Source organism: Runella zeae DSM 19591, assembly GCF_000423565.1.
GTDB lineage: Bacteria > Bacteroidota > Bacteroidia > Cytophagales > Spirosomataceae > Runella > Runella zeae.
The window spans coordinates 59,478-83,084 of record NZ_AUIF01000035.1; the positions used below are offsets into that span (position 1 = coordinate 59,478).

A 23,607-nucleotide genomic window follows, 5' to 3' on the forward strand; every position below is an offset into this window, starting at 1 on the left:
AAACAAAAGCACTTGATATGACCAAGTGCTTTTGTTTGCATTCATAAAAGGCCAAATTTAGCTTTGGATCTTAGCAAATTCTTTGACCAAATTGCCCGCTACTATCTCAATGTCATACAATTTCCACACCATCTTTTTTGCGTTTTTTTTGAGTTTATCGCAGTAAGAAGGATTTTGAAGCATTTGTACTAATCCTCCTAAGACACCTTCTACGGTAAGAGGTACTTCATGGGCAGCCTGATGCTGAGCAACGGTGCCATCGAAGCCGATGCGATTGGAAACAAGGGCAGGGACGCCCGCAGTCATGGCTTCTAAAGCCGCAATCGAAAAGCCTTCCGAATAAGAAGTTAAAGCAAAAATATCAGCATCGGCTAAGGCGGCTTTTTTGAGTTCACCAGTGAGCATTCCTACCATTATCATTTTATGAGCTAGATGATGGTCGCTAATGAACCGCTCCGTAAGTGCTTGGTACCCGTCATCTGGCCCTGCCAAAACAAGGATGGCATCATCGTATTGTTGGGCATATTTTTGAAAAGCCGGCAGTAGCAAATCAAGTCCTTTTTTGATGTTGAGGCGTCCCATAAACAAAACGATTTTTTTGTCGGTAGGCAAGCCAAATTTTTCTCTAAAAGAGCCTTTGGGCGGGAGATTGGCAAGCTCATCTAGCTGCATACCATTAGGAATGATAGCGACATTGGGATGCTGAAAACCCAAATATTGGCGTAAGTCGTTTAGCTCATCGTGGTTGTTGATTTGGATGAGGTTTGCTTTTTTGAGAAATCGTTTTTGAAATAAAGCAGAGAAAATTTTCTTTTTCCAATATCCGTGATGGAGTGCCCAATGGTCAAGCAAGCCATGAATGGTGATGGCTTTGGGTGTAGTGTTTTTGAACAAAAACGGAGCCACACTCCCAAAATGCCAAATGCCATGACAATGCACTACGTCATATTCATGGATGTGTTTTTTTAGAAAATCCCATAATTCCAACGAAAATTCAGGAAAAAAACGACTAATGGGAGTCGTACGCTTACATACAATTACCCGGGCGCCGTCAGGGGCAGGGTAAATTTTGTCGTCAGGTGAGGCCGGACTCAATATGTCCACTTCGTGACCTAGTTTCAAAACCACCGTAGTATGATCATAAATGATACGAGCTGGCCCACCAATCGCCCAAGTGTAGGCACAAATATTTAGGATTTTCATGCGGCAAAATAACCACATTGAAGCATATTACACAATAGAGGAGGCTGCACTAAATAATTTGGCACATTATTTGACATAGGCTTATTATACATTTCCCTTTCTCCATTAATCGATATGCGAAAGCTACTACCAATCGCTTTTTTATTTATTTTTTGGCAAATACAGGCTCAAAATGTGACTTTATTGGGTGTATCTCCTAGTTATTCACAGGCAGGAAAATTAACAGGCAAATTGGCATATAACTTTAATGTGACTTCGGTTATTAATGCAGTCAGTCAAACAGTCGAACAAAAGTTTTTCCCCTCGGGACATACGCATTTTCTTTTGCATGGATTGTTGGTATATCAGCTCAATAAAAAATGGAGCTTAGGAGGAGGCTATGCTTTTGGAAGACATAATATTTTTGGGCTTCGTGAAAACGAGCATCGGTTGGTTGGACAAGCGATTTACCAGCATAAATTAGGCAACTTTATAATCACCCACCGTGGCCGGTATGAGTGGCGTCAACCTATTAATTTACAGACGAAAGTAGTATCTGAAGCCAGCATTGGGCGTTATCAAGTTTGGGCAACTTACCCTCTTTACGACACTGACAAACAAAAAAAAGGATTCTATTTGTCAGCTTCTAACGAAGCCTTTTTGTATTTTAATGGGGCGACCAATGGCCCCGTAAGCTCGCGAAATGGCTCCCTATTGTCAGAAAATTGGATGCATATAGGAGGGGGCTATAATGGGGGGAAAGCACGTGTTGAACTGGGATATTGTTTTCAAGCCTTGGTACGTAATAAAGTGCAAGATTATCGATTTTTCAATCTCTTACAAATCAATATTTATCATACGATTCATTGGCACGACGTGCAGTATTGGTGGTATATGTAATTCTTATGGCATGAAAATTGTCTAAAATTTTAATGTAGAATTTTAAAGTTTTAAATACCTTTGGATTAAAATTAAAGTTTTTCTTGAAAAAATTAACTGCTATCGGCCTTTTTATCCTGTTGCTCTACAATATGTTTGGGCTGACGGTGGCAGTTTTGTTTTTTGAAAATGACTTCCAAACGGCTTCTCCTATCGCTGAAGACGATAAATGGCAAACCGTAAAAATGCACTTACCTACGCTTCCTTACAATGAAGCATGGGAAAATGCTGATGGACAAGAGGGGTTGATTAGGAGTGGGGATGATTTTTATAATATTACCCATCAACGCCACGAGAATGATACGCTCTATGTAACGCTCAAAACTAACCAACACGCCCGTGATCGGTTTTTTGAGCTTGCCAATATGATTCAAGAAATCGCTGATCCCAGCTCTGACCCTACCGATACTCCTTTTGGAAAGGTAGTGAAGCTATTGAGTGATTTGGTAAAAGTATATCTCCCTAACTCGTCGATTGAGTGGCCTACCGAAGCATCTATACAAATGCTCTCTACCCGTTTTTTTGCCGCTCCCAACGATTCTTTGCTACAATTTTTCCAGCTTCTACACTCTCCTCCTCCCGAAGTCGCTTAGTGATATATCCATTTGGGAGTTGAAAACTACTCTCATTGGTACGCTATGTCTGTAGTAGTACGGGCATATAATATCATTAATCGAAGCTAACAATGATGAAAACACTGTTAGGGGTTTTGTTGCTATTCTTGGTTGTGGTCTGTATCTCTAGGGATACCCACGCTTATGAAACAGAAAAAGCAACATCCTCGTCTATTTGCTCAGAAATAAAATCTTGTCGCTTAAAAAGCGAGAAAGATAACCAGTATATGATGACCACCCTAGCGGTAAAAGAAATTCCGCCAGTGGGATGTGGTATACCTATACCTCATTTTTCTGAAGCTGAATAATAACGGTTTTTCGCATCCAAGCTTTGGTTGAAATTATTCTATTTTTCAACCCAGACTCGTCGGAATACCCTACATGAGTCCCAAAGCTGTTATTAAATGAAACGTATTATCTACTCTTTGATAGGGCTACTATTAGCCAATGAAGGATTTTCGCAAGGATGTGTGGCGGTTCGTCATATGAGCTGTACTGCTACCAATGCGCTTACTTCTTCCGAATATTTCAAACAAAAAAACGGACAGTGGCAGGTCAGTATGGGCTATCGCTACTTTCGGTCGTTTCGGCATTTTAGAGGAGATGTCGAAGAGCATGAGCGACTAGAACAAAACACAGAAGTTATCAATTTATCTCATGCCTTAGATTTAGGGATTAGCTATCAGCCCAATGCCCGCCTAGCTTTTGGTATCAATTTGCCGATTCAATACAACGACCGCTCATCCTTGTATGAGCATTATGGAAATGCAGTCTCTGCCAATCCCGACCAAAAACGTTTTCATACTTATTCGAAAGGAATTGGAGATATCCGTTTGACGGCCACTTATTGGATGCTCAATCCCTACAAACTTCCCAAGTTTAATTTTGCCTTGGGAGCAGGTATAAAATTGCCCACCGGAAACCCAGGCGTAAGGGATGATTTTCATAAGTTGAACAAAGAAAAACAGGATTATGTGGTCAATAAGCCTGTAGATCAATCTATCCAACTAGGTGATGGAGGCGTAGGCGTAAGTTTAGAACTTCAAGGGTATGGGCAAATCACCAAAACCTTGACCGCTTATTTTAATGGCTATTACTTATTCAATCCCAAAGAGACCAACAATGTACTTCGCAACCCTGAAGCTACTACCATCGATTTAGTGACTGGGTACTTCTCCGTAGCGGATCAATTTGCGGGCCGTGTAGGATTGAGTCAAAGTATTGGTAAAGGCCTAGCTATTATGCTAGGGGGGCGCGTAGAAGGTGTTCCGGCGATTGATGCCATTGGAGGGAGCAAAGGCTTCCGTCGGCCAGGGTACATCGTATCGGTAGAGCCGGGTATTGCTTATATGAAAGGCAAGTTTTCGGCGGCGGTCAATGTACCTTATGCTTTGTATCGTAATCGTATCAAGAGCTACTCTGACCGCCTCGATCCGCTTGGGGTTCGTCATGGCGATGCTGCTTTTGCCGACTATTCTGTATCGATAAACATCAGTCGTTGGTTTTAACGTATATGAGGAGCGTTAGTTTGCTTATCATGTCTTTATTCTAAAAAAACACATTTCAAATGACCTATGAAAAATCTATATAGATGGGTGCTATCAGCACTTATGTTGGGCTACAGTACAGCCTACAGTCAGATGCCCAACGACGCTATTTATATGCCTAAAGGCGTAGTATGCGTGGGTACGATGTACACCCACAGTAGTTGGAAACAATACTGGGAAAATACCCTGAAGCGTGAAAATCTAAATATCGGAACGCATACCACCCAAAGCGTCATGGTAATGCCCGCAATAGGAATTACGAATCGATTCAATGTCATTTTGAGTTTGCCCTATGTATGGACTAAAACCAGCGCGGGGAATCTCATGGGGCAGAAAGGCTTTCAAGATTTGGGAGGCTGGCTCAAAGTAAAAGCGGTGGATTGGAAAGGCTTCTCAATCAATGGTTTGGTAGGAGTTTCAATCCCTGTTAGCAAGTATGTCCCAGATTTTTTGCCTATGTCGATAGGGTTACAGTGTCGCACTGCTTCAGGGCGCGTGTTGGCCAATTATACCCATCCCAAAACAGGATTCTATGTTACAGCTCATGGTACTTATACGTGGCGCAGCAATATCAACGTGGATAGAGATGCGTATCAGGCTGATGATAAAGTGTATAATACCAACGAAGTACGGGTACCAAATGCCTATGATATGGGTGCTAGAGTGGGAATTTTGAAAAAACAATGGCAGACCGAAATCTGGGCAGAGCGCAATTCGTGCGTGAATGGCGACAATATTCGCCGCAACGATATGCCTTTCCCGACCAATAATATGCAAGCTACGATGGTGGGATGGTATGGTAAGTTTCAACCTAAAGCGCTCGGTGTCAATGCGCGTGTAGGCTATGTAACAAATGGCCTCAATATGGGACAAAGTACTAGCTATACAGTAGGAGTACTTTATATGTTTGGCCTAAAAAAATAACGTTTAATTTGACAAACTGATGAAACCCTATTCAACTATTATAAAATATAGCACTGCTTTCCTCACGCTCGCGGTGATAGTATTAGCTTGTAACAAAGACCTTGAAGAGCCCCAAAGAGTAGGATATACGCCTGTTGCGGTAGATGAAAAAGCCGGAACTTGGAAAACCTATGTTTTGGCTTCGAGTGATGAAATCGAAGTAGCTGCACCTTTGGCAGTGACCTCGTCAGAATATACCGCTGAGCTATCTGCCCTAAAAGGATTGGCTTCTAATTTAAGCCAAGAGCAAAAAGAAGCTGTGGTGTATTGGGGAGCGGGAGCGGCGTATCGTTGGAACGAAATCGCCCGTGAGCTTTGCGCTCGCTACAACATCCCGCCTGCTTCGAATGCCGAGGGAAAATACCCCTTGCCCGATGCTGCCAATCCGTTGGCCGATCCTAAATTTCCTTTTGCCACTCCTCCCTATGCCTCACGGGCTCTGGCGTATTTGTCGGTAGCTCAGTATGATGCGCTAGTTTCGGCTTGGCATTATAAATATAAGTACAAACGCTCGGCTCCTTCAAAAGTAGATACGAGTATTCCAGTGGCGTTAGCAGTTTCAGCTTTACCGACTTATCCTTCAGAAGATGCCGTGGTTGCGGCGGCATCGGCCACCATTTTAAAAGCCATGTTTCCTGGCGAAGTACCTTATTTGGATGCAAAAATGAAAGAACATTTGGCGAGCCGTCAGTGGGCTGGTATGAATGTCACGAGCGATTTGACGGCGGGAACGTCGTTGGGAAATGCCGTAGCGGCAAAAGTAATGGGTAAAGCCCGCAACGACGGCATGGGTGCTTCCAACAACCAAACATTGGTGGCAGCTATGATAGAATCGGCCAAAACGAGAGGTATCAAGGAGCCTTGGATAAGTCAAGAAGCTCCTTTGCGCCCGCCTATGTTGCCCAATTTTGGCGCTGTTCAAACTTGGAATTTTGACAAGGCTACGCTGGTTAAAATCCGTCCAGCTGTGCCGTATATTGTAGGCTCTGCCGAGTGGCAAAAGGATATGGATGAGCTAAAACAAATCCAAAACAAACAAACCCGCGAACAAGCCCGTATTGCCAATTATTGGGCTGATGGGGCAGGTAGCTACACGCCACCGGGGCATTGGCACCGCGCGGCTGCCAACGCCGCCCACGAAGCACGCTTTAGCGAAGTACGTATGGCGCGCACGTTAGCCCTTGTCGGTACTGCCGAAATGGACGCTGGAATCGCTTGCTGGGATGCTAAGTATTTTTATTATACGCCTCGTCCTCAGCAGTTTGGCTTGAAAACATCCGTAGGTTTACCCAATTTCCCTTCCTATACATCGGGGCATTCTACGTTTTCGGCGGCGGCGGCTACTGTGCTAGGGTATGTATTTCCTGAGCAAGCAGCTAAGTTTGATGCACAAGCTTTAGAGGCATCTATGTCTCGTATTTATGGACTGATTCACTATCGGGTAGATTGTGAAATGGGGCTAAAACATGGTGAAGTCATTGGCGAATATGCTATTGCACGTGGCAAAGCAGATGGCTCTGGTTTGTAAGATACTTGGTATTTTTTGTTTGTCATCCATAAATAATTTTTAATAAAATAAGTGTTTGTTTAGCTATGTTCAGAAGGTTGGGAAGGTATAAAATCTTCTCAACCCTGAACACAGAGCAATCAAGCTTTCAGTAACAATCAATTTAAATTCATGAAGTTTATCTTTTCGGTACTTTTAATAATAGGAAGTATTCATTTTGTTTTTGCTCAAGATGGCCCTAAGCAAGAAGTTGCTCAACAACTTACCAACTGGCATAATGGCCTAGTAAAAGGAGATTTAGAGGGTGTAATGGCTCAGTATGCGAGCGATGCCGTTTTTTTTCCGACGTTTATCAATCAAGCGTTGACAGCCGATGAGCGAAAAACTTTTTTACAAACGCTCATTGCCAAAAAACCAGTAGCGACCTTAAATAATGACCAACGAATTCGGGTTTTTGGTGATGTGGCTACGTGTTCGGGCTCTTGGGTGTTTGATGTCAATGGAACGGAAGGGCAACGCGAAAAAAAGCCCGTTCGTTATCTGTTCGTTTTTGAAAAACGGGCTGGCAAATGGCTTATTATTGAACAACATGTTTCGGCTTTTCCCGAAAAAAAATAAACTATATTCTTGAAAAGACTGGTTTCGATATTGCTATTTAGCTTGTTGCTCTACAACATGGTAGGCTATTCGATAGTCTATTGGTTGGGAGGAAATGTGGCTTTGCATAACCAAGAAATTCAGTTTGATTCTAATGTGAATGAAGATTATATCACTGTGAAAGTGCCGGTAGTATTGCCTTATCAGACAAATTGGACGGCGCCTCAATCTGTACAAGGGAGTATTCAAGTAGGGGAAGAGTTTTTTGAGATGGTAGAGCAAATCATGCTTAACGATACCCTTTACATTAGTTGTAAGCCTGATCACTATGCGCGCAAAAACTTTTTTGCCTTGGCCAAACACATTGATAATCACATTAAAGATTATGAGGGTAGCAGCCCTGATTCTTCTAAAAGTAAAACTTTAAATCTTCTCAAAGAATATGTGTCGTTTAGGCGTTTGCATGTATTCTTTTGGGTAGAATGGCTTCCCGACACTACACCATCGATTAGTATTTCTTTTACGCTTCTTTTAAGGGCTTTGCCCCTTTTTTCTCCTCCTCCCGAATGGCTTGATTTTTAGGTGTTTATAGTAGTTGCTCTATCTTATGAGAGTAACTAGGGTTTTTATTGAAATACTTATAAATCAACTATTTGTTGTATGCCACACATACCACTACCTGAGCATTTGCCCGGTATTACGGGCTTGCTCGAATACCGTTTGGACACGGCTATGCCGATTCGTGATTTAACGCAGATTTTGTTGCGGGGCGAATCCTCTTTAACCCAAGGCGAAAGAGAGCTGATCGCGACGATTGTGTCTTCTCGAAACTGCACCAACTTTTGCGAAGCAGCTCACACGAAGGCCGCTGATTTGCTTTTGGGCGAGTCCGAAACGGCTCGGCTTGTCAAGCTGGATTTTGAATCAGCCCCCGTTTCCGATAAAATGAAAGCTTTGCTCAACATTGCGGCACTCACTCAAAAAAGTGGGAAGGCGGTATCAGAAGAGGCTATCGAAAGAGCACAAAAAGCGGGTGCCACCGATCTCGAAATCCATGATACGGTGCTGATTGCGGCGTTGTTTTGTCTTTATAACAAATACGTGGATGGACTTGCTACCGTCGCGCCTTCTGATCCGGCATTTTATCAGACTTTGGGGGAGAGAATTGTTGGAAGAGGTTATTTAAGGCCACCCGGAGGCTTTGTAAATCCTTCCTAGGAACGTATTTTAAAATGACTCATTGCCTCGTTTGGAGGCATATCAAAGACTTTTATTCATTATGAAAAAGCATATACTTATTTGGGTATGTATCATTCTGTTGTACAATGTACGTACAATTCAGGCGCAAACCACACGACTGATAGGGCGAATTACGGATGCTGATACTCAGCAGCCATTGGTGGGGGTCTCGGTTGCTATCAAAGGAAAAGTGATTGGAACAGTGACAGATGCGAAAGGAGATTTTGAATTAACTACTACTTTACCATCTACTTTACTAATTTCAATGGTGGGTTTTGAACGTCAAGAAGTTGTTGCGACTCAAAATCAACCGATTAGCATTGCACTCAAAACGGGGGCTGCTGAACTCAACCAAGTGATTGTCTCGGCTTCGAGAGTAGAAGAAAGCAGCCTGAAAACACCGGTTACCATCGAAAAAATGGATGCGAGAGCTATCCAACATGCACCGGCAGCCACGATGTTTGAGTCTCTCAATAGCCTCAAAGGTGTAGATATGGTGACGAGTGGGCTGACACTTCGACAAGTCAATACGCGTGGTTTTAACAGCATAGGCAACAGCCGTTTTTTACAACTTACTGATGGTGTCGATAATCAATCGGCGGGATTAGGGTTTCCGGCGGGGAGTTTTTTTGGGGTATCAGATTTGGATGTAGAATCAGTAGAGCTGATTCCTGGAGCTGCTTCGGCTTTGTATGGTCCAGCGGCTTTTAATGGATTGTTGATGACGAGAACTAAGAATCCGTTTGATTATCAAGGACTTATTGTTCAGCAAAAAGTAGGTGTCAATCATCTCAATGATCCTAATGGCGGAGGAGCCAAACCTTTTTTAGAAACCGCGATTCGGTATGCAAGAGCCTTCAAAAATCAGGCAGGCGTTGAAAAGTTAGCTTTTAAACTCAATGCTTCTTACATCAAAGGAACCGACTGGTATGCTACTGATTATACCGATATTGATCCCAATACTCCCGTTGAAAAAAGAGGGGTTGAGAATCCTGGTAAAAATAGCCTTAACATCTACGGTGATGAAGTAGCGGCTACCTTGCCTGGGATAGGGCGTGTATCGCGCACGGGGTATTTGGAAAAAGACGTAACTACCTATGATGTTTACAGCTTCAAAGCCAACGGCGCAGTCCACTATCGGATTTCGGACAAAATAGAGGCTATTTATCAGATTAATTTCAGTCAAGGTACTGCCAACTACACTAGTAGTAGTCGAAATATGCTACGTGATTTTCGATTTATACAGCAGCGTGTCGAACTCAAAGGCGCTAATTTTTTTATAAGAGCTTACTCGGTAGCTGAAAATTCGCAAAATGCCTACAATACACGTTCGTTGGGGCAGTTTATCAACCGTACATGGGTCAAAGATTTAGATGGAAATGTGGTTGCAGTAGGTAAAGCTGATGCCACTTGGTTTGAGCGTTATGGCGCGGCTTACAACGGAGCCATAAGCGGTATTGCGGCTAAAAATCACCAAGCAGCACGGACATTTGCCGACGAAGGGCGAATACAGCCCGGTACGGCGGCTTTTGAGAGTGCCAAAGATAAATACAGTCATTTGTATGGACTTGAAGGAGCGGGTGTACTGAGTTTATGTAAAATGTATCATATAGAAGGGTTATATGATTTTACACCTCATTTTTCGTGGGTAAGTGTACAAGTAGGCGGTAACTTGCGCTACTATGACATGAATACCAACGGTACGCTGTTTGATGATAAAGTCAATAAAGTTCGGGTACAGGAGTATGGGGCTTTTGTACAAGCATCTAAAGCTTTTTTGCAAGAAAAATTAAAATTAGCGGTCTCGGGGCGATTCGACAAAAACCAGAGTTTTGCTGGTAATTTTACGCCACGAGCCTCAGCAGTCTTTTCGCCCTCAGAGAATCATCATTTTAGGGTAAGCTATCAAACAGGATTTCGTAACCCCACAGTCGTGGATCAGTATATCAAGCTCAATGTGGGGCCGTTGATTCTATTGGGAGGTGCTCCTTCTAATTCTGTGGGTCTTAATGCTTATGAAAACTCTTTCACGGCGGCTTCTGTGGGAGTATTTGGGGGGGCTTTTGGTCAAGAAACTGCGGCTGGTACGCCATTTCCTCAAGCAGTAGCGAAGCATAAAGACAAATTAGTAAAATCAAATGTGCCTTATATCCGCCCCGAACAAATGCAGGCCTTTGAAGTGGGTTACAAAGGCGTATTGAACAATAAGTTGTTGTTTGATATTAGTTATTATCATGGGAAGTATACCAATTTTTTGATTAATCAGGTTGTCATTCGTCCAAACACCGCCAATGTACTTTTGGCGGATGGTACTATCAACCCTGCTGCTGCCCAAGAAATTTTAAGTACAACTACTCGTCAGACTTTTCAGCTATATACCAATGCGGCCGACAAAGTGTCGACCGATGGAGCGAGTGCGGGCATTACGGCACTGTTAGAACGTGGGTATCGTGTGGGGGCTAATGCTACTTGGGCACAATTCAACATCTTGGATGCTAACCCCAACAATGTACCAGCTTTTAATACGCCCAAATGGAAAACCAATGTCACTTTTAGCAATGCTCGTTTGACCGATAAAATTGGGTTTAGTGTAGCTTGGCATTGGCAAGAATCGTTTTTGTGGTACGGCACTTTTACCGAAAACCGTCCAGGATTGGTACCCGCTTATAGTCTGATTGACGCTCAAGTTTCTTACAAACTACCCAAATTGAAATCCTTTGTAAAGGTAGGAGCTTCTAACTTAGGAAACAATTATGTGGTACAGGCTTATGGTTCGCCTGCGGTGGGTGGATTGTATTACGTGAGTTTGACATTTGACGAACTACTGAGATGATAAAAGCCAATAACATAGGACTTGAAGTTTCGGCCTCAATCACAACCGACGCTTGTAGTCAGAAACTAAGAAATCTGGCTTTTGTGCTTTGCATGTTCAGCTATTTGTTTGGAGGGTCGGTAGCCACGCTCATGTCGGTTTATTTACCAGTGGCTATTCCTGAACTTTTAGGAGAAAAGCAAATCACTGAAGAGCATATGGGCGAAATTGGAGCCTATATTGGTGCTGCTTTTTTGTATGGATGGGGTATAGGAGGGCTGATGTTTGGCGTAGTGAGCGACCGCATAGGGCGAGTTAAATCCTTGACTCTTGCTACAGGCTTATACGGTATAGCCACTTTACTTACAGTCTTTGTTTCTCATTGGTACATGCTGATAGGGTGCCGATTTGTGGCCGGAATGGGAATCGGCGGAGTATTGTTGATTTCGACGGTGTATTTATCGGAAATCTGGCCTGTACGTACCCGTCCCGTTATTTTGGGGGTTTTGGCAGTGGCGTTCCCGATTGGCATTGTCACTAGTGGCGGTATTAATATACTCTTTGCGCATTGGCGAGATGCTTTTTGGGTGGGTGTGATTCCTGTTCTAACTGCCTTGACTATGAGTAGGTGGCTACCTGAGTCTGAGGCATGGAAAAGCGCTCAGGAAAGGTATCATAGCAATACTGCCAATTTGTGGGATGCCACCAATCGCCCCAACCTTCTCAAGGGGACTGTTATTTTTGGGTCTGTTTTGATTGGGTTGTGGGGCATATTCTCTTGGATTCCGACTTGGGTACAGTCCTTGCTTCCCTCAGGGCACACTGGACAGCAAGAGCGAGGGATGACCATGATGTTGCTGGGCATAGGGGGAATTGTAGGAGGAGCAGTTTCAGGTTTTCTAGTAAAAGCAATAGGGGCTCGAAAGTCGCTCATTTTTGCTTTTTTGGGCTGTGCTTGTATGTCATTTGTGTTGTTTTTGAGCAATACCCTTTTTAGCCCCATCGTATATCTTGAAATGGCGTTTTTAGCCTTGTTTTTTGGGATAAGTCAGGGGGTTCTTTCGAGCTATATTCCGCAATTGTTCCCGACTGTTATCAGAGCAACTGCGGCTGGCTTTTGCTTCAACATTGGACGTTTCTTTACGGCGACCTCCGTATTTTTTGTGGGGGCAATGGTAGCTTTTTTTGGAGGACTAAGCCATGCTCTGTTGACTTTTTCGGTGGCCTTTTTGGTGGCTTTGATAGCAGCATTTGTCGGTAAAAAGGTTGATAAATAGAAGTTTAAGGTAAACTCGTACACATTCAAATTTTGTAAAAACATGCCACATATTACACTTCCTGAAGGTTTGGCTGGTATTAGAAGTTTAGCAGCTTATCGTCCTGATACGGGAGCTGCTTTATATGCTTTAGCAGAGGCTCTTTTAAGGGGACCAGAATCGTCATTTAGTCAAGCCGAGGCAGAGCTTATCGCCACTTTTACTTCTTCTCAAAACGAATGTACTTTCTGTACGTGTAGTCATGCCGCAGCGGCGAGGTACTTGTTTAATCAAGATAAATCGATGGTAGATGCGGTGATTGAAAATTATGAAACAGCTCCGATTTCGAAAAAAATGAAGGCGCTTTTGGCGATTGCTAAGTGTGTGCAGCAAGATGCCCGCACCGTAACCGACGAATTGGTAGCTAATGCACGCTTAGTAGGTGCTACCGACCGCCAAATTCATGATACGGTCTTGATTGCCGCCACTTTTTGTATGTTCAATCGCTATGTGGATGGCTTGGCTACGGTTACACCGCTAGGACTTGAAGCCTATGAACCAATGGGCAAACGGATGGCCACTTTGGGCTATGTACCTCCTAAACCAATCAAGTAGATTTTAAAAAAATTAAAAAATAAAAAAGTAATGCCACATATATCATTGCCCGAAGGGATGCCTGGCATATTAGGCCCCATGAATTTTAGCCCTGAAACGGCCGCCCCGATGAATGCATTGGCCAATGCGCTTTTGCAAACCGATGAAGGGTTGAGTAGAGGGGAAAGAGAGCTAATCGCGACATATGTATCCTCCGAAAATGACTGTTTTTTTTGCCAGACCATTCATGGTGCCGTGGCTAGTCATTATTTGGGCGACGCAGATGGGTCGTTTGTGAAAGCGGTCAAATGTGATTTTGAGCAAACTACCCTCTCTGATAAGATGAAGGCCTTGCTTTCAATCGCTGGGAGCGTGCAAAAAGGAGGTAAAAATGTGACTATTGAACAAGTAGAGGCGGCAAAAAAACAAGGTGCTACCGACAAAGACATTCATGACACCGTCTTGATTGCGGCGGCTTTTTGTATGTTTAATCGCTATGTGGATGGTCTGGCTACCACTGCCCCTACAGAAGAAAATGTGTACCGATTGCGCGCATTGCGGATTGCCAACGATGGGTATTCGGCATCTGCACCCTACGCGCCTGTTACATCATAGGTTGAATGACTGGACAAAGGCCCCAGTATGTTGCTGGGGCTTTTCTGAAAAATGAATCTAAAAGTGCTTCAAAAACAATGACTTATGAGAGTAGTTTTTTATATCGGTATTATTGGTTTGGTGCTGTTTGAAATAGCCAATGTGTATTTTATTATGCCCATGCCCGGTAGTCAACGTATAAACAGCATCGACATCGCTTATTTTTTGCACACTTGGCGCTGGGTTTTTCGGGCTATTTTTGGGGTTATGGTTTTGGCGGGGGCTTGGTCTTTGTTTCAGAATAAATCATCAAAAATTACCAAATGGATAGCGGGTAGCGTGCTGGGAGGGGCTTTGGTAGTGGTCTATGTGGCTAATTTCATCATGGCTGCCGACTCCATGTTTTATCAACCTTCCACTTTAGTTTTAAAGAATGCTGCCGAAAACAAAGTTGACCCGAAACGATTGGTAATTGGTGTTGAAATCAATGGACAAGCACGGGCTTATCCGATTCAATACATTGGCTATCATCATCAGGTTAGGGATACTTTGGGTGGAAAGCCTATCATTGTGACTTACTGTACGGTTTGCCGTACAGGGAGGGTTTTTGAACCAATCGTCAACGGAAAATTGGAACATTTTCGCTTGGTAGGCATGGATCATTTCAACGCTATGTTTGAAGATAATACTACAGGTAGCTGGTGGAGACAAGCCAACGGTGAAGCAATCGCTGGTGAACTTAAAGGGCAAACGTTGCCCGAAGTAGATGTAGTTCAAGTGTCTCTTGCCCAGTGGTTTACTTATCACCCTCAGAGCTTAGTGATGCAGCCTGATACGAAGTTTCAGGAAAAATATGATTCGATGAGTACTTATGAATCAGGTAAAAAGAAATCGGCGCTTACTCGGCGCGATACTGCCTCGTGGAAAGAAAAATCGTGGGTAGTAGGTGTAGAAGTAAGTAGTGGCACCAAAGCCTATGACTGGAATGATTTGCAACGAGCCAAAGTAATCAACGATATGATTGGGTATTTGCCTATTACGCTTCTGCTTTCTTCTGATAAGCAAAGTTTTGTGGCCTTACGACGTGCTACACCCGGACAAAGACTTGCCCTTCAAAACGATACTATCATTGATGCAGGAGGAATAAAATACACCCTCCTCGGAAAATCACTCCAACCGACGCACCCCGACTTAGTAAGGGTGAACGCTTATCAGGAATATTGGCACAGTTGGCGTACTTTTCATCCTGATACGCAGCAGTATAAATAATTTTGGCACGATAATTGTTATACAATAAATAATGTCCTGTTTTACAGCAGGATAGACCTCTAACTCATGAAAAGAATCTACACTGTTATTGCGATGTTAATAGCATTCTATGGTACAAATGCTCAAACCATGAAAAGTGATTCGGCACGTGTTCTTAAGGAAATTGAAATCATTGGTACTCGTCAACGAATTCAAATTGAGCGCTTGCCAGATAGACAAGGAACCTATCTTTATGCAGGTAAGAAAAATGAAGTGATACAGCTTGGGGGTATTAATGCAAATATTGCTGAACGTACTCCTCGACAAATGTTTGCAAAAATACCGGGGGTGTTTGTATATGATATGGATGGCTCTGGCAATCAAATCAATTTTTCTACGCGTGGTCTTGATCCTCACCGTAGTTGGGAATTTAATATGCGTTATAATGGAGTCATTGGAAATACTGATATGTACGGCTACCCTGCAAGTCACTATAATCCACCCGCAGAGTCGTTTGAGCGGGTAGAAATTGTACGCGGAACAGGCTCTTTGCAGTATGGTGCGCAGTTTGGGGGCATGATTAATTATGTATCCAAACAGGCCGATACTACCAAAAGATTTGGGTTTGAAAGTATCAATTCGGTGGGTTCATTTGGCCTTTTTAGTTCTTACAATGCGATAGGTGGCAAGGTCGGGAAATTGACTTATTATGCTTATTATCACCGCCGAAACTCCAATGGTTATCGTAAAAACAGCCGTTCCGAAGCACAAGCACAGTTGGTGAGATTGCAGTATGATTTTTCGTCGAAGCTTTCGCTCAAGGCGGAAGTAGGGCATACCGACTATGTGTATCAGATACCTGGCCCTCTCACCGATAGTATGTTTGCTGCCAATCCTCGCATGTCTACACGGTCGCGAAATTATTATCAGCCCGATATTTATTTGCCTTCCCTGACGCTTGATTGGCAACTTAGCCCCCGTACTCGTTTGTTATGGACAAACTCTATGGTGTTAGGTTTCCGAAACAGTGTCATGATTGATGCCTTTGCTACCGTAAAAGACGCTATCGACCCTGCCACTGGCGATTACAAAAACCGTCAGGTAGATGTTGATAAGTTTAATAGTTTTACCTCGGAGCTGCGATTGTCGCATCAATATCAGTTGGGAGCTATGAGTAGTACGGTGGTGGGAGGCATACAAATCATGAGCAACGACCTCAACCGCCGACAAATGGGAAAAGGAACCACCGGAAGTGATTATGATTTGACGCTTGTCGTACCCAATGATTGGGGACGCGATATGCACTTCCGCACCAAAAACGTAGCGATTTTTGTTGAAAACTTGCTCTATATCACACCAAAATGGTCAATTTCACCGGGATTTCGGGTGGAAAGCGGTCAAACAGACTTCTCAGGATACATACGATATCTAAAGCCCGAAGTAGTTCCTAATAGCATTCCGCACCGATTTCCGTTGTTTGGGATGAGTACTCAGTACCAACTCAATCACCAAAATCGGATTTATGGTGGATTTTCGCAGGCTTATCGCCCCGTGATTTTGAAAGACATTGTGCCGGCGTCGGTACTAGAGCGTGCCGACAAAAACCTCAAAGATGCCAATGGGTATAATGCCGAAATTGGGTTGAGTGGGCGCACGGGGCGTTTGCATTATGACATAAGTGCGTTTTTGCTCCAATACAACAACCGACTCGGTAGCCTCCTCCTAAATGACCCCGACGGGACGGCTTATATTTTTCGTACCAATATTGGCGATAGCCGTACCAAAGGGCTGGAGATGTACATAGAATATGAGTTTATTCATAACAACAAAACCCGCTTGTCGGCCTTTACTTCTACGGCGTTGATGGATGCTCGTTATGTCAATGGAAAAATAAGTAATGGTAAAGAAAATCAGGATGTGAGTGGTAATGCGGTAGAATCAGTACCCAAATGGACAAGCCGAAATGGTATCGAATTCAATCACCGTTGGTTAAGTGGTACTTTGCTGGTGAGCTATGTTGACAAAAGTTTCGCTGATGCTTTTAATACTGTTAAGCCCACCGCCAATGGCGCACGGGGGCTAGTGCCTAGTTATACATTGGTCGATCTAAATACGACCTTTCATCTTACCAACCGCTATACTGTAAGATTTGGTATCAATAACCTGCTCAATAAAAGCTATTTTACAAAACGTCCTACATTCTATCCCGGGCCGGGTATTTGGCCTTCTGATGGGCGTAGTATCGTAGCTACGGTGGGAATAAAGATATAGAAAAGTCATTTTCGATTTTGTATTCTATTTTTTAGCTGTAGCAATCGGGCAGCAGGGTAGTTTTCAACTTGCTTGACAATGGCGCTGTCCGCTTGTTTTTAAACCTAGTTTCTTTTATGAAAAATTTGTTATTTACTGTGTTGAGCGTTGTACTGATTATGGGTAGTTGTACCAATAGTGACGTAGTAACGCCCCAAAAAGCCAACCATGTTTCAGAATATTCAGCAGACTTCTTGCGTGAATGGTTCAAACTTGAATGCCGCGTAGTGAAAGAAACAGCGGGATTTTTGCCTCCTCAAGCTTCACGGGCTTTTGGATATGTAGGTATTACAGCCTACGAAGCTGTATATAGTGGTATTCCAGATGCCAAACCTTTGGCTGGTCAAATCAATCGATTACTTAGAGCTGACATGCCTACTCCTCTGACGCTCAATGTGCGCTATCACTGGGGAATAGTAGTCAATGCCGCAGTAGCTGATATGATGCGCTATATGTTTGACAAAAACCTGAGCCCTGCCAATTTAGAAAAAATCGATGCTTTGGAGGCGCAGTATTACAATGAGTTTAAGGGAACGACTTCACAAATCCTTGCTGATGAATCAGTAAAGCATGGTAAAGCAGTAGCCACCGCTATTTATGAATATTCAAAGTCGGATGGTGGTCATGATTCTTACCTCAATCCTTTTTCAAGACCTTTTACGCCCGTTACGGGAATTGATAAGTGGGTTCCTACTGATGCCAAAAACGCGACTCCTTTGAGTCCTTATTGGTACAAGTGCCGTCCTATCATCGCCTCCAATATGCAATATGCCACTCCTTCCAAGCCTATTGCCTTTTCGGTAGATAAGGAATCGGCTTTTTATAAACAAGCCGAACAAGTCTATAATCAGGTCAAAACCAACACTAAAGACCAAATCGAAATCGCTAAGTTTTGGGCTGATGATCCTTTTGCTACTTGTACACCTACAGGGCATACTTTCAATATCATGACGCAGCTTTTGGAAGAAACCAACGCCACTCTTGAAAAAGCAGTAGTAGGTTATGCCATGCTTGGCATTGGTGAAATTGACGCCTTTATTGCTTGTTGGAAAGCCAAATATGACTATTCATTGATTCGTCCGGTGTCTTATATTCAAAAATACATCGACCCTAACTTCAATACTGTTATTGGTACGCCGGCTTTTCCCGCTTACACTTCGGGACACGCAACGGAGATTGGGGTGGGGGAGAAAATCTTCATTAAGCTTTTTACGAATGGCGATGGAAATTATACGATTACTGACCGGTCGCAGGTACAACATGGTTTTCCACCACGCTCGTATAAAAATTTCAGCGAAATGGCGCTCGAATGCGCCAACTCTCGTCTGTATGGCGGTATTCATTACCAAATGGACAACCAAAAAGGTCTTGAAATGGGACGCGGTATTGGAGAAAATGTATATAAAGCCATTTCGTGGCCTCAAAATATTAAATAGTAACGACGGGGTTTTGCCTTTTCAACCCCCAAAATTTATCTATTGTCATGAAAAAAAATCTGATTGTTGGAGTCATAATTCTCATGATGGGCTGCCAACAAAATACTAAACAGCAGCTCGAAAAAGATGCCAAGCTCATGGCTACGCTCGAATGCGAAGCACGTCAATTGAAAGAATATCGCTTCAAAGTAGCCAATGATATTCGGTTTATGGAAGATTCCCTGATGAAAACAGGTAAGGCACTTACAGCCACTCAATCCAAAGAAATTGATTCTATACGAAATGAGCTAACCCTGCGAACGGGTGGATTGGCCGATAAAATCACCAAAACGATGGATAGCTTGTTTACGGTCCAATACAAAACCACCGAACAGCGACACGATTTTGACGTAGCAACCGAACGAATGCTTCAAGAAGTTTGTAAATAGGGAGGAGAAATTCTCCCTATTTTTTTGTTATGATTTATACTTTTTTAGTAAACAAAATAACACTGGGGTAGTATATCATCCATAAGATAATCAACAAATTAGTCTCTGTGATACTCAGTGTAAAACTCCGAGCAACTCTGTGTCCAAAAAATTTGGGGATTACCTTATTTTCTCTTGAAAAAGAAGCGGGATGTTGTATAGATTAGTTTCAAGCAACAATTTTGCCTCATCACCGACGTTAATATCCTGTTTTTAAAAGTTGTTATTAAGATTTAATCATGAGAAAAATCAATTTATTGTTAGTGCTTTTGACCGTTGGGCTGGTGTTTAATCGCTGCGCTGTTACCAAACAAATCTCTGAAGTAAAGACCTTGGGTGATTGTAAATATTCGATTGCTTCGGCCGACAATATCACCGTAGCAGGGATTGATATTCGTCAGTTCCAAAACCTCCAAGATTTTGACTTGTCGCGTTCGCCGCAGCTTGCTTTGGCATTGCTAAGTAAGGAGGTGCCGCTCAAACTCCGCCTCAATCTTGACGTAACCAACCCTACCAAACAACTTGCGGGTATTACGCAATTTGAGTATAAGGTTTTACTGTCTGAAAATGAGGTTTTTACGGGTTTTTGGGATCAACGTATCGAGGTACAACCCAATGGTGGTACTACGCGCGTACCTATGCAGCTTTCGACTAATGCCTACCGTCTTATCACGGATGCCAAAACTCGTGATTCGTTTGTAAATATGGTAGAAAATTTGTCTGGAAAACAAAATACCCAACCGTCTAAATTGACGATTAAACTTAAGCCGACGCTTGGAATTGGTAATTCTCAAATCAATTATCCTGGCTACATCACTATCGAAAAAGAAGTAACCGCCAAAATGATTTCGGGCGAATAAGGAAAGTCCTACTAAATTTTCAAAACTTGGTTGAAATTTAGTCCTTCAACATTCCCTCTTCTTTTAAGAGCGCGTGCAACAACCTTGGCAAAGAGGCTACAAACTTTAACGCAGGCAACGTTCAGAACGTTGCCTGCGTTGGGGTTACAAATTCTTAGTTTTCAGTTGCTTTACGGCATAGTCAGCAGCACGTGCGGTGAGTGCCATATAAGTAAGAGAGGGGTTTTGAGTAGCGGTGGAAGTCATGCTACTACCATCAGACACAAATACGTTTTTGCAGGCGTGCATTTGGTTCCATTTGTTGAGCATCGAAGTTTTAGGGTCTTTTCCCATTCTTACGCCGCCCATTTCGTGGTTTTCGTTGCCCGGAACGCGTTTTGTGTCAGAAGTTTTGATATTTCTAAAACCTGCCTTAGCAAACATCTCCGAAAACTGTTCATAAAAATCTTGTACCATCTTCATGTCGTTGTCGTCAAAATCTACCGACATCCGCAGCTGAGGAATTCCCCAATCATCTTTCAAATCAGGGTCGAGACGTACAAAATTGCTTTCTTTAGTAAGTACTTCTCCCATCATCTGAGCGCCCATCGTCCAGCCTTCCGTAGAGGGTTTGAAGAGCTGTTCTTTGAGATCAGCACCTAGGTAGTTGTCGGTAGGAGTGCCTATTTTGGAAGAACTAATCGAAGCTGCATAGCCGCGCAAAAAGTCGGTTTCTTGTTTTGCTAAATTTCTAAAACGTGGTAAATAGCTTCCTGTGGGTCTTTTTCCTTCGGCCATTGTATCATGAAAACCGTCATACTCTGCCGATACTCTGCCTCGATAATTGTGAAAACCGATAAATTTGCCAAGCACGCCACTGTCGTTGCCAAAGCCGTTGGGGAATCGGTTGGAGGTAGAGTTTAGCAAAATCAAGTTGGTATTGAGTGCCGAGGCATTTAAGAAAATGATTTTGGCATAATATTCTGTCATTTCTTTGGTATGAGCATCGATCACACGCACACCCGTAGCGCGTTTCTTTTGCTCGTCATAAATGACCGAATGTACCACCGAATGAGGTTTTAAGGTCATTTTACCCGTTTTGGCGGCCCACGGAATCGTCGAAGAATTGCTGCTAAAATAACCACCATAAGGGCAACCTCTTTCACAAAGTACCCGATTCTGACACTGCGAGCGGCCTTGTTGATGATGAATCTCCTGGGCTTTGGTGAGATTGGCGGTGCGACCGATGATAATTTGGCGGTCGTTGTAGTTTTTGGCTACTTGCTGACTAAAATGCTTTTCAACACAGCTCATCTCATGAGGAGGCAAAAACTCACCATCGGGTAAGTGCGAAAGGCCGTCTTTGTTGCCGGCTATACCCACAAATTTTTCTACATAGCTATACCAAGGTGCTAGGTCGGCGTATCGGATTGGCCAATCTACCGCAAAACCATCGCGGGCGGGACCTTCAAAATCATAATCTGACCAGCGTTGTGCCTGACGCGCCCACAGCAGCGAACGTCCCCCTACTTGGTAGCCACGCATCCACGAAAAAGGCTTGTCTTGTATAAAAGGATGCTCGTAGTCTTTGACTACAAAATGAACGGTTTCTTCCTTAAAAATGTAATGCCCACTCGAAGCAGGGCTTTTTTGTTTGAGCTCTAAGGGTACTTGACCCAAATGCGGAAATTCCCAAGGATTTTTCATCGCAGTGGGATAATCTATGACATGTTTTACATCGCGCCCACGTTCGAGTACCAAAGTACGCAACCCTTTTTGGGTCAGCTCTTTGGTAGCCCAGCCTCCACTAATGCCCGTGCCCACCACTATTGCATCAAATGTCCGTTCTTTGATTGAATCAATATTAAAGTACGCCATGAATAAACTTCTGAATTGTCGATATATGGATTTTTCTTACTTTTAAAAAGAACAGCGTCAAGTGAATTACTTGCCATTGGGCAAAATTATTCTTTGACACAAATCTGTGCTATCTTTGTTTTTGTATCAAATATAAAACACAAGGCGATATTCTTTGGCGAAGATTAGGAAGTATTTGTGCCATTAAAACCTCAAATTTAAGCATGGTTACCAAATTTGAAGATTTAGATTTGACCAAACGATATAGCTATGCCGATTATTTGACGTGGCAGTTTCAAGAGCGTTTGGAGCTTATCAAAGGTCATATTTACAAAATGACGCCTGCACCAGCGCGGCGTCATCAGCAGATTGTTTGGAATGTAACTGGACTTTTTTGGGAAAGATTCAAAAAAGGACCTTGCAAAGTATATCAAGCACCCTTCGATGTGAGATTGCCTAAAAAGGGTCAAGTGTCAGATAAACAGATTTTTACGGTGGTTCAGCCTGACTTGTGTGTGATTTGTGATCTCAACAAACTCGATGACCGTGGCTGTGTGGGCGCACCTGACTTGATAGTTGAAATCTTATCGCCAGGGAATACTAAAAAAGAAATGAAACAGAAGTTTGATGTATATCAAGAAGCTGGGGTAAAGGAATATTGGATCATCCAGCCCGACGACCGTAATGTGTTTCAGTACGTACTCAATGAAGATGGTATTTATATTGGTCTTCACCCACTTACCGACGAAGATATCCTTATTTCGCGGGCTTTTCCTGATTTTGAAATAGAATTGGCCCAGCTTTTTGATTAAAAAATTACTCCTAAACCCCAAGTTGATATGACCGCAAAATTTCTATTCTCTCTTTTTTTTATTCTTTGTTGTAGCGTAGTCTATGCTCAAGAAACAAGCCTTTTCAATGGGAAGGACCTTACAGGGTGGCACATCGACGTACCTGCGATGGACAAAGATACCAAACTCCGAAATCCTTTTATCATCAGAAACGGGATGTTAGTAAGCTTGGGTGAACCGCAAGGGCATTTGATTACGGATAAAATATACCAAAACTACCGAGTCGAAGTGCAATATCGTTTTGCTGGTACGCCGGGCAATTGTGGATTGTTGTTGCACGCTTCTACGCCTCGTTCGTTGTATGGGATGTTTCCTAAATCTATCGAATCACAGATGATGCACCAAAATGCGGGTGATTTTTGGTGTATTGTAGAAAACATCGAAGTGCCTGAAATGGAAAAACGCCGTGGCCCTAAAGAAAATTGGGGGATAACGGAAGGCAAAGAACGCCGCGTAAGAAACCTAACCGACAATTCCGAAAAGCCCTTGGGAGAGTGGAATACGATGATTGTAGAATGCCTCAACGACCAAATCAAGGTATGGGTCAATGGCGATATGGTCAATCATGGATTCAATTGTACGGCTCAAAAAGGTCAGATTGCCTTGCAAGCAGAAGGTGCTGAAGTAGAATTTAGGAAAGTAGCTTTGACTCCTATCACCAAAATTTCGGAATAAGCATCAATAATAAATGTATCTACTTTAGCCTTAGGCAATAAGCTTAACGCAGGCAACGTTCAGAACGTTGCCTGCGTTAA

General features: G+C 43.1%; 22 protein-coding genes. 20 read left to right on the forward strand and 2 right to left on the reverse strand.

The genetic code is table 11. The features are described 5' to 3' along the window. Window positions 1-57 precede the first annotated feature (57 nt). Window positions 58-1,203 (reverse strand): glycosyltransferase, encoded by a 1,146-nt coding sequence (locus G563_RS0110295; RefSeq protein WP_028665246.1) that lies wholly within the window; start codon window positions 1,201-1,203, stop codon window positions 58-60. A 114-nt stretch (window positions 1,204-1,317) separates the two neighbouring features. On the opposite strand from G563_RS0110295, the gene G563_RS34290 reads away from it, so the two are divergent. From G563_RS34290 to G563_RS0110380, 18 genes are all read left to right on the forward strand, one after another. Further along, complete coding sequence (locus G563_RS34290) at window positions 1,318-2,082, forward strand: DUF2490 domain-containing protein (protein WP_051210887.1); 765 nt, start codon at window positions 1,318-1,320, stop codon at window positions 2,080-2,082. Window positions 2,083-2,165: 83 nt separating this feature from the next. Continuing rightward, entirely contained in the window at window positions 2,166-2,714 is a 549-nt protein-coding gene (locus tag G563_RS0110305; protein WP_028665247.1) for a hypothetical protein, read from the forward strand. 92 nt (window positions 2,715-2,806) lie between these two features. Continuing rightward, complete coding sequence (locus tag G563_RS37990; RefSeq protein WP_157585221.1) at window positions 2,807-3,043, forward strand: hypothetical protein; 237 nt, start codon at window positions 2,807-2,809, stop codon at window positions 3,041-3,043. A gap of 96 nt (window positions 3,044-3,139) precedes the next feature. Continuing rightward, a complete protein-coding gene (locus tag G563_RS0110310; RefSeq protein WP_028665248.1) occupies window positions 3,140-4,243 on the forward strand; it encodes a hypothetical protein in 1,104 nt (367 codons plus the stop codon). Between the two features lie 66 nt (window positions 4,244-4,309). Continuing rightward, a complete protein-coding gene (locus tag G563_RS0110315; protein WP_028665249.1) occupies window positions 4,310-5,206 on the forward strand; it encodes a hypothetical protein in 897 nt (298 codons plus the stop codon). Window positions 5,207-5,225: 19 nt separating this feature from the next. Next, window positions 5,226-6,773 (forward strand): vanadium-dependent haloperoxidase, encoded by a 1,548-nt coding sequence (locus G563_RS0110320; protein WP_028665250.1) that lies wholly within the window; start codon window positions 5,226-5,228, stop codon window positions 6,771-6,773. Between the two features lie 150 nt (window positions 6,774-6,923). Further along, a complete protein-coding gene (locus tag G563_RS36895; RefSeq protein ID WP_051210888.1) occupies window positions 6,924-7,370 on the forward strand; it encodes a DUF4440 domain-containing protein in 447 nt (148 codons plus the stop codon). A 9-nt stretch (window positions 7,371-7,379) separates the two neighbouring features. Continuing rightward, window positions 7,380-7,931 carry a hypothetical protein gene (locus G563_RS34300; protein ID WP_157585222.1) on the forward strand — a complete coding sequence of 184 codons (552 nt, stop codon included), beginning with the start codon at window positions 7,380-7,382 and terminating at the stop codon, window positions 7,929-7,931. A gap of 78 nt (window positions 7,932-8,009) precedes the next feature. Continuing rightward, window positions 8,010-8,567, forward strand: a complete 558-nt coding sequence (locus G563_RS0110335) for a carboxymuconolactone decarboxylase family protein (protein ID WP_028665251.1) — start codon at window positions 8,010-8,012, stop codon at window positions 8,565-8,567. Window positions 8,568-8,628: 61 nt separating this feature from the next. After that, window positions 8,629-11,421, forward strand: coding sequence for a TonB-dependent receptor (locus tag G563_RS0110340; RefSeq protein WP_028665252.1), 2,793 nt, complete (start codon window positions 8,629-8,631; stop codon window positions 11,419-11,421). After that, window positions 11,418-12,677, forward strand: a complete 1,260-nt coding sequence (locus G563_RS0110345; protein WP_063828402.1) for an MFS transporter — start codon at window positions 11,418-11,420, stop codon at window positions 12,675-12,677. Before G563_RS0110340 ends, G563_RS0110345 begins: the two co-directional genes overlap by 4 nt. A gap of 42 nt (window positions 12,678-12,719) precedes the next feature. Then, window positions 12,720-13,271, forward strand: a complete 552-nt coding sequence (locus G563_RS0110350) for a carboxymuconolactone decarboxylase family protein (RefSeq protein ID WP_028665254.1) — start codon at window positions 12,720-12,722, stop codon at window positions 13,269-13,271. Between the two features lie 30 nt (window positions 13,272-13,301). Continuing rightward, window positions 13,302-13,865: a carboxymuconolactone decarboxylase family protein gene (locus G563_RS0110355; RefSeq protein ID WP_028665255.1), complete on the forward strand. Its 564-nt coding sequence runs from the start codon at window positions 13,302-13,304 to the stop codon at window positions 13,863-13,865. An 84-nt stretch (window positions 13,866-13,949) separates the two neighbouring features. Next, the gene (locus tag G563_RS0110360) at window positions 13,950-15,113 is read left to right on the forward strand and encodes a DUF3179 domain-containing (seleno)protein (protein ID WP_028665256.1); all 1,164 of its coding nucleotides are present in this window, start codon (window positions 13,950-13,952) and stop codon (window positions 15,111-15,113) included. A gap of 66 nt (window positions 15,114-15,179) precedes the next feature. Then, window positions 15,180-17,363, forward strand: coding sequence for a TonB-dependent receptor family protein (locus G563_RS0110365; protein WP_028665257.1), 2,184 nt, complete (start codon window positions 15,180-15,182; stop codon window positions 17,361-17,363). Window positions 17,364-17,479: 116 nt separating this feature from the next. Next, a complete protein-coding gene (locus G563_RS34305; RefSeq protein WP_051210890.1) occupies window positions 17,480-18,838 on the forward strand; it encodes a vanadium-dependent haloperoxidase in 1,359 nt (452 codons plus the stop codon). A 47-nt stretch (window positions 18,839-18,885) separates the two neighbouring features. Further along, window positions 18,886-19,266, forward strand: coding sequence for a hypothetical protein (locus tag G563_RS0110375; protein WP_028665258.1), 381 nt, complete (start codon window positions 18,886-18,888; stop codon window positions 19,264-19,266). Window positions 19,267-19,544: 278 nt separating this feature from the next. Next, complete coding sequence (locus G563_RS0110380; protein WP_028665259.1) at window positions 19,545-20,165, forward strand: hypothetical protein; 621 nt, start codon at window positions 19,545-19,547, stop codon at window positions 20,163-20,165. A gap of 144 nt (window positions 20,166-20,309) precedes the next feature. Here G563_RS0110380 and G563_RS0110385 read toward each other — a convergent pair whose 3' ends face one another. Continuing rightward, window positions 20,310-22,022: a GMC oxidoreductase gene (locus G563_RS0110385; RefSeq protein WP_028665260.1), complete on the reverse strand. Its 1,713-nt coding sequence runs from the start codon at window positions 22,020-22,022 to the stop codon at window positions 20,310-20,312. A 203-nt stretch (window positions 22,023-22,225) separates the two neighbouring features. Here G563_RS0110385 and G563_RS0110390 point away from each other — a divergent pair, with 203 nt between their 5' ends. Together G563_RS0110390 and G563_RS0110395 are read left to right on the forward strand one after the other, a co-directional pair. Next, on the forward strand, window positions 22,226-22,813 hold the full coding sequence (locus G563_RS0110390) for a Uma2 family endonuclease (RefSeq protein ID WP_028665261.1): 588 nt from the start codon (window positions 22,226-22,228) through the stop codon (window positions 22,811-22,813). 27 nt (window positions 22,814-22,840) lie between these two features. Next, window positions 22,841-23,527, forward strand: coding sequence for a 3-keto-disaccharide hydrolase (locus G563_RS0110395; RefSeq protein WP_028665262.1), 687 nt, complete (start codon window positions 22,841-22,843; stop codon window positions 23,525-23,527). Window positions 23,528-23,607: the final 80 nt, after the last annotated feature.